We start from the raw sequence: 6954 nt of genomic DNA, 5'->3' as shown, positions 1-6954 counted from the left end.
GCCGTAGGGTAGGCTGCGGGCGTTAAATCCGTGAAAATGCCAGAGCATTTTCCGGATTTCGGGGCGCGAGGCAAAATCCGCCCCTGCACGCGGACGAATACGGGAAGAAAAACTTTTCCCCGCAGGTAACCGCATGTAGTAGCACCGATTAAAACTCGGAAAACGCTTACTCTGGGGAAGCTAGGCGGTGGGGTTGGGATTTTTAAGGGCGCTCAGGGGAGAGTCTAAAACCAGTGCTTGCAGGTATAAGACGAATCCGATGCCGAAAAGAGGCATTATGATGAGGGCGCTCCAGAAAAGACTGGGACGCAGGTAAAGCCCAGCTAGCGGTAAGATCGCGAAAAGTAGGGCGCTCAAGGTGCGCGGCAGGCGTCCGATGGCCAGCAACGCCGCATTGCGCAAAGTTTGCTTAAACGAGGCCGAGAATTGGGAACTATAGGCAAAGAACCAGATTCCAATAGCAGCTATTACCGCCATGCCGAACAATACCCCGGCGCGCATTACTAGATGCCAGGTAGGAGAAGCTGGCAGATATTTAACTAGCTGTAGTTGGTAGGCTCCCACTAGTAGCAGAGCTACTAGCAGTATTCCTCCGCCGAAGGCTGAACGAAAATCGCTGCGAAAATGATGCCAAAAAGTAAAACCAGGTCGCGCGCCCTCTTCCCGTACCATCTGTAATAAGACGTAGTAGCCTGCGCTAAGAGCAGGCCCGATCGTGACCACCGGCAGGGATGCTATACAGATGAATAGGCTGATCATTGCGACATCAGCAATCAAGGTTAGCAGCGCGGCCAAGAAGCCGTAGTGAGAGAAAAATCGGTTCATAATATCTCAGTCATTGTTGTTGCCAGATTGTGGGGTAGCTAGGGCGTAGGTGCCGGACCGGTAGAGTCTGCTATCAACAGTCTGCCACGCAATAATCTTTGCGGCCTGGTTATTGACTCCTTCTTCATCTGGGCGAATAGCAGGCGACAGGAAGTTTCTGCCAGTAGCTCAATGGGCTGCTCAACGGTGGTTAGAGCGGGGTTAGTGTAACGCGCAAATTCGATTCCATCGAAACCGGTAATCGATACATCTTCCGGTATCTTCAGCCCCGCATCTATCAATGCTTTTTGGGCACCGAGAGCAATCACATCACTAATCGCCACTACCGCTGTAAACGATTTTCGACGTGCAAGCAGACGGGAAGCCATTTGATATCCGTAACTAAAAGAATAGGGGTCATCGCCGTCACCTCCTCTGACAATAAGATTCTCATCGGTGGTGATTCCCTGCGCGCTTAGGGCAGAGATGAAGGCTTTTTCCCGGATGGCGCCTACGGAACGTTCTCTCCGGTCAGGGCCGAGAAACGCAATCTGACGATGCCCGAGGTCGGTGAGATGAGAAACTATTAGGGAGATTCCGTGTGCCTCGTCAACGCTAACCGCAGCTACGGAATTATCCCAGGCAGGTGCCGGTGGCACAGTGCAAAGGGTGAAGGGGAGGGGAAAGTTATTAAAAATCTCCGTTGATTCGCGCGCCTCTCCTCCCAAGAAAAGCACTCCCGCGGCCTCGGAATCTTGATAGGCGCCGCGTCCAATGTTTACCTCATCTGCTTCGTGGGGAACTCGTAATAGCGACATTTGGTATCCGTGGGCGCGGATTGCTTTTTCCAGGGGGTCAATTAGTGAAAGGAAGAAAGGATTGGATGGTCCTTTCATCACTACCGCAATGTTGTTGATATCTTGGGATCTTAGGTTCTGCGCGTGCCGATTGGGCTGGTAATGAAGATCCTGTGCAACTTGGAGGATTCGAGCACGAGTAGCCGGGGATATTCCACTCTGGTTGTTGAGGGCGCGAGATACCGTAGTGATCCCCACCTGTGCGGCAGCGGCGACATCCCTAATAGTCACGGCGGGTGGCGGTTGTGACATGGGAATAGATCCTTGATTCTATAAGTGTTTGACAGTAGTTAAAGATAACAGGGATTGGGATGGAAGTGTTTTTGCTTCCACCCCAATCCCTGCTTGGTTTAAGGTTCTTAGCCTTTAACCGCGCCGGCGGCTACACCCTCGATAATGTACTTCTGCATGAAAATGTAGAAGATAACAATCGGGATGATCGCCAGCACTAGCATCGCCATGAGGGCGCCCATATCCCGGTTGCCGTTAGAGCCCAGCAGGAACTGAACCACGATCGGGATAGTGCGGTATTCGCTACCTGGCCCCAAGACCAGGTTGGGGAGTAGGAAGTCATTCCAGACCCACATGGTATTGAGGATGGCCACGGTAATCGCGGTGGGTTTGAGCATCGGCAGTACTACCCGGAAGTAAGTTTGTACCGGGTTGCAGCCGTCAATAGTGGCGGCCTCTTCAATATCAATCGGAATCGATTTAACGAATCCGGCAAACATGAAGACGCTGAGACCGGCTCCAAATCCCAGATAGAGAACCATCATTCCCACCGGGTTATCTAGCCTCAGGATACTGGATACCTGCACCGTGGGGAACATAACCATCTGGAAGGGAATCACCATCGAGAATACAAAAATGTAATACAGGGCGCTGGTCCACCAACGTTTTACTCGAGTGATGTAGTAAGCAGTCATCGCACATAACATGACGATAATGGCCACCGATCCAATAGTGATTACGAACGACCACAGAATCGAACTAAAGAAATTTGATAGTTGCAGACCGGTTACGTAGTTCTCAAGCCCAACGAAGGTATCTCCCATAGGAAGGGCGAAAGGATTGTTCGACAGCTCGAACTTAGACTTGAACGAGTTCATCACTACGAACAGGATTGGCCCTAAGAATACACAGGTCAAAGCAATTAAGACGATATAAATAATAACTTTGCCAATCGGGTTAACCCCGGACTTGCTGGTGTCTTTAACGGGTTTTTGCTTAGCAACAGGCTGCCCGGGGGCAGTAACGGTAGTGGTGCTCATGCTTCAATCTCCCTTGAACGAGTTGCCCGTAGCTGGAACATGGCGATAGCCACCACGACTACTACGAAGATAACTGCTTTGGCTTGTCCAACGCCTTCCATGCCTACCTGGTTAAACATGGAGTTAACGATATTGAGGGCGACCATCTCAGTTTTACCCGAAGGTGCGCCGGCGGTTAACGCCAAGTTCTGGTCGAACATTTTGAAGGTGTTCGACAAGGTTAGGAACAGGCAGATAGTGATAGAGGGCATCACCATGGGAATGGTGACGTTGCGCAGCACTTGCCAGCGACCGGCTCCATCAATTTCTGCCGCCTCGGTGAGTTCTGGAGGAACGTTTTGCAGGCCGGCAATGTAGATAATCATCATGTAGCCGATTAACTGCCAGTTAATCAGAATAATTAGTCCTGCGTAGCCATATTTCCAGTCTGTAACTAGGGTCGCGCCGTAGTTCTGTAAAAAAGCGTTGATAATAATCTGCCAGGTATAACCCAAGACGATGCCGCCAATCAGGTTAGGCATGAAGAATACGGTTCGGAAGAAGTTAGTTCCGCGTAGTTTGCGAGTTAGTATCCAGGCGATCGCGAACGCAAAGAGATTTACGGTAACTATCGAGACTATTACCACCAATATGGTGAAGAGGAACGCGGAGGTAAAAGTATCTCGAGAATCAAAAACTTCTATATAGTTCTGAATTCCGACGAAGGTCGCATCGGTGATAGTGGTGAATTCGCAAAACGATAGGAAAAAACCAACGATGAACGGTATCAGAAAAGCGATCAGAAAGGCTGCCAGAGTGGGCAGCACAAAAAGTGGAAAATAATATTTTAAATTCGACCTCATTGTTTATCCATTTCCTTTGGCCGGTGGATAAAAGATTAAACAAAACTGGGTTTACTGCGGTAAATCGAGTTGTAACCGATTTGGTTTATGTCTTTGAAGGCGGGGAATGTATTACTTAAGGTGAGGTGGCAGATAAGAACCGGGCGGTTCCTATCTGCCACCTTGTCCCTGGTAGGGCATTCGCCCTCTTTTATCTAACCGAGGTTATGTCTCAGTTATCTCTTTTCCGCGGCCCAGCCGTCTTGGAAGTTCTTAACTACCTTGTCCCAGTCCAGGTTGCCAATGGCGTACTGTCCTAGATCCTGGCCAAAGTCATCTTTAAACTTCTGTGACGGGTAAGTGGTGAATACCCACGGCACGGTTGTCAGCTTGTCGTTGCTTAGGGAAGCCGCAACTTCCTTGGCCAACGGGTCGTTCGGAATCTCGTCAGCAGAGAAAGCCTTGAAGGGGGCAATAAACCCTAGGTCTTCGACTACTGCCTTCTTGCCTTGGGCGTCGCTGAAGAGCCAGTTGATGAAATCAATGGTGGCCTTTTGATCGGCCTCGGAGGCTTTAGCGTTAACTGCCATGAAAGCTTCGGTACCCACGGCCAGACCTTGCATTTCTTCACCTTCATGACCGGTGTAGATAGGCAGCATCTTAATCTTGTCTTCCTTAACTACGTTGCCTTTCTCTTCGGCGACTTGGCTCCAAGCCCAGTTACCATTTTGCACCATAGCTGCTTTGCCCTGTGCAAACTCAGCCATAGAGTCAGCTACGTTCTTATTAGGAGTAAGCTTGCGGTCAACAGTGGAGTTATCCAAGTAGAGGTCAAAAATATTCTTGAACTCTTTGTTGAATTTGAAGTCCGCCTTTGCCTTATCGGTTACCTTGTCTGCTTGGTACTCGTAGTACATGGGGATATTGGATAGGTGGGTCTGCCAACGCCAATCTTCACCTTTAGCGAGCGAAGTGGAGGCAAATACGCCGTCAATTCCCAGGTCTGCCTTATGGGCTTGCATATCCTCAACAACTTCTTTCAGTTTGGCGAAGTTATTGATTTCATCTACCTTAGTGGCTTTGGCGCCCGGCATTGCGAAGTACTTGTCCAGAATCTCTTGGTTATAGACAATGCCGTAACCTTCTACTGCCAAAGGCACCCCGTAAATCTTGCCGTCCTCGCCCTTCAGTGCCAGGTTGGGATCATTGAGATCCTTGGCAAACTTAGTGTCGGTGAGATCCGCAGTGTATTTTTGCCAGCTCTTTAAGCCGACCGGACCGTTTACGTTGAACAGGGTAGGAGCATCGGATTTAGCGATTTCAGACTTTAGCTGCTGTTCGTAGTTTCCGGAACCTACGGTTTGGACTTTGACTTCTACGCCCTTGTCTTTGGTGTAGGTCTCAGCAATTTTCTTAAAGGCTTTTTCCTGTTCCGGTTTCCAGTTCAACATATAAACTTTGCCTTTACCATCGTCAGCACCAGAGCCTGAAGAGCAGGCTCCCAAGCCGGTCAACGCAAAAGCACTGGCAACAACGGTTGCCAGAATACGAGTCTTTCTTGACATTAACGTCCCCCTTTGGACCGTCGATCAGTAGGCGCGGGTCGTCCCGCCCTTCGTCGGAAACGTTTCCGATGAACATCTCTACAGTATCAGTTAGTGCCTTAGAAAGGAAGAGCCAAATTAAGAATTGTTATCTTCTTGTTAACTTTTGAAGATAAATTATCTTGATTCGCTGATAAACGGCGGCGGCGCGGGAATTATCCTTCCGCGCCGCCGCCTGGCATTTTAATTTTTAGTTAATTACCACTAGGTGTCGATTTAGAGCACTCGCACATATACGGGATTTCCATAAACCCGGGCAATCTTGACCCGATCTCCCGGTTTAGGAGCGTGGATCATATAGCCATTACCGAGGTAGATCCCAACGTGACTGGAGTAGTTCACCATATCGCCCGGTAGGGCTTGCGACTTGGAAACAAATCTTCCGGCTCCGCGTTGGTGTACTGCCCGTCGGGGCAAGTTAATTCCAGCAGCGTTGCGATACACATAGGAAGTTAACCCCGAGCAGTCAAACCCTTTGGGAGTAGAACCGCCCCATACATAGGGAACCCCGATGAACTTCTTCGCATAAGCAATAATTTCGGAGCGAGAGGCGCTACCGCCCGTAGACGATTTCTGATTAGCCCCCTTATTTGCAGTCTTGTTGGTAGCTTTCGGTTGGCTCTTTTTAGCGGGTTTGCTAGTCGAAGTCTGCTTATCAGAAGCGGAGCTATTCTCAGTTTGCTTTTGGGCTGCGGCGCGCCGCTTAGCTGCTTCTTCGCGGGCTTTTTGCTGCTCTGCCTCTTTGCGAGCCTTTTCTTCCGCAGCTTTTAGAGCTGCCTGAGCAGCAGCCTCTTCGCGAGCCTTTCGCTCCGCTTCGATCTGGGCTTGGCGTTCTTTCTCAGCCTGCTCGGTCACTCCGCGCGCAACGGCTAACTGCTTAATTAGTTCCTCACGCTGCGCCCCCAAATCGGCAAGCTGTTTCTCAGAGGCAGCCTTAAGCTGGTCGGCTGCGTCCTTTTGGGTTTTAAGTTCGTTAGCCGCTTGCTCTCGATCTTGTTTCGCCTGATTCGCGCGTTCTTGTAGGACGCTGGCGACTTTGGCTATCGAATCAAAAGTCCGCATCTGGGAATCCGCCTTCGAGCCAAACAGCTCGACGGAGACCTTCCTCATTTCCACAGTCTGCAGACCATCAGCATTCAGGTAGGGAGTGAGCGAAGAAAGTGATCCCTGGGTGGTGTAAACAGTGCGTGCCAGGCCGGCCAAAGCCTTGCGAGCCTGCTCCACCTTTTCTTGTGCCTCTTGAGAGTCCTGGGCAGTTTTATCTGCTGCCTGCTTGGCAACTACCAGGTTAGAGATGGCATCGTTGTAGCCGGCTTCAGCTTCCTCGGTTAGGTCGCGAGCGTCCTGAGTCTGGGCACTTACCTGAGCAAGTTGTGCCTCGATAGCGGCTACCGAGTTAGCGGCATCAGTTTCTGCAGCCTTAGCTGCTTCCACCTTGTCATCTGCAGGTGAAGCAAATGCTACGGGTGCAAAAATTGAAGCGGAAGCTGTTAGGGCGAAACTGGCTGCAATGACCAATGCCCTTTTACCAGCTTTTTGTCCCGCAAAATTGTGGGGCTTCATAGCTTTCCTCCTAGAGCGACTTTGGGAGTTATAA

Annotated in this window: 6 protein-coding genes; all 6 read right to left on the bottom strand. The window is 50.3% G+C overall.

Features of this window, described 5'->3' with window-relative positions:
- Positions 1–180: 180 nt before the first annotated feature.
- The 6 genes from E6072_RS07655 to E6072_RS07630 all read right to left on the bottom strand — a co-directional run bounded on the left by E6072_RS07655 (position 181) and on the right by E6072_RS07630 (position 6920).
- Complete coding sequence (locus E6072_RS07655; protein WP_316694874.1) at positions 181–825, bottom strand: YesL family protein; 645 nt, start codon at positions 823–825, stop codon at positions 181–183.
- A 38-nt stretch (positions 826–863) separates the two neighbouring features.
- Positions 864–1913, bottom strand: coding sequence for a LacI family DNA-binding transcriptional regulator (locus E6072_RS07650; protein WP_316694873.1), 1050 nt, complete (start codon positions 1911–1913; stop codon positions 864–866).
- Positions 1914–2020: 107 nt separating this feature from the next.
- Positions 2021–2932, bottom strand: coding sequence for a carbohydrate ABC transporter permease (locus E6072_RS07645; protein ID WP_316694871.1), 912 nt, complete (start codon positions 2930–2932; stop codon positions 2021–2023).
- A complete protein-coding gene (locus tag E6072_RS07640) occupies positions 2929–3774 on the bottom strand; it encodes a sugar ABC transporter permease (RefSeq protein ID WP_316694869.1) in 846 nt (281 codons plus the stop codon). The genes E6072_RS07645 and E6072_RS07640 overlap by 4 nt, the downstream gene beginning before the upstream one ends.
- Before the next feature lie 215 nt (positions 3775–3989).
- Entirely contained in the window at positions 3990–5318 is a 1329-nt protein-coding gene (locus E6072_RS07635) for an ABC transporter substrate-binding protein (RefSeq protein ID WP_316694867.1), read from the bottom strand.
- 255 nt (positions 5319–5573) lie between these two features.
- A complete protein-coding gene (locus tag E6072_RS07630; RefSeq protein WP_316694864.1) occupies positions 5574–6920 on the bottom strand; it encodes an NlpC/P60 family protein in 1347 nt (448 codons plus the stop codon).
- Positions 6921–6954: the final 34 nt, after the last annotated feature.

It is taken from the genome of Varibaculum cambriense, assembly GCF_032557235.1.
GTDB classification, from domain to species: Bacteria; Actinomycetota; Actinomycetes; order Actinomycetales; family Actinomycetaceae; genus Varibaculum; species Varibaculum cambriense_C.
This window is presented reverse-complemented; position numbering and strand designations above follow the sequence as displayed.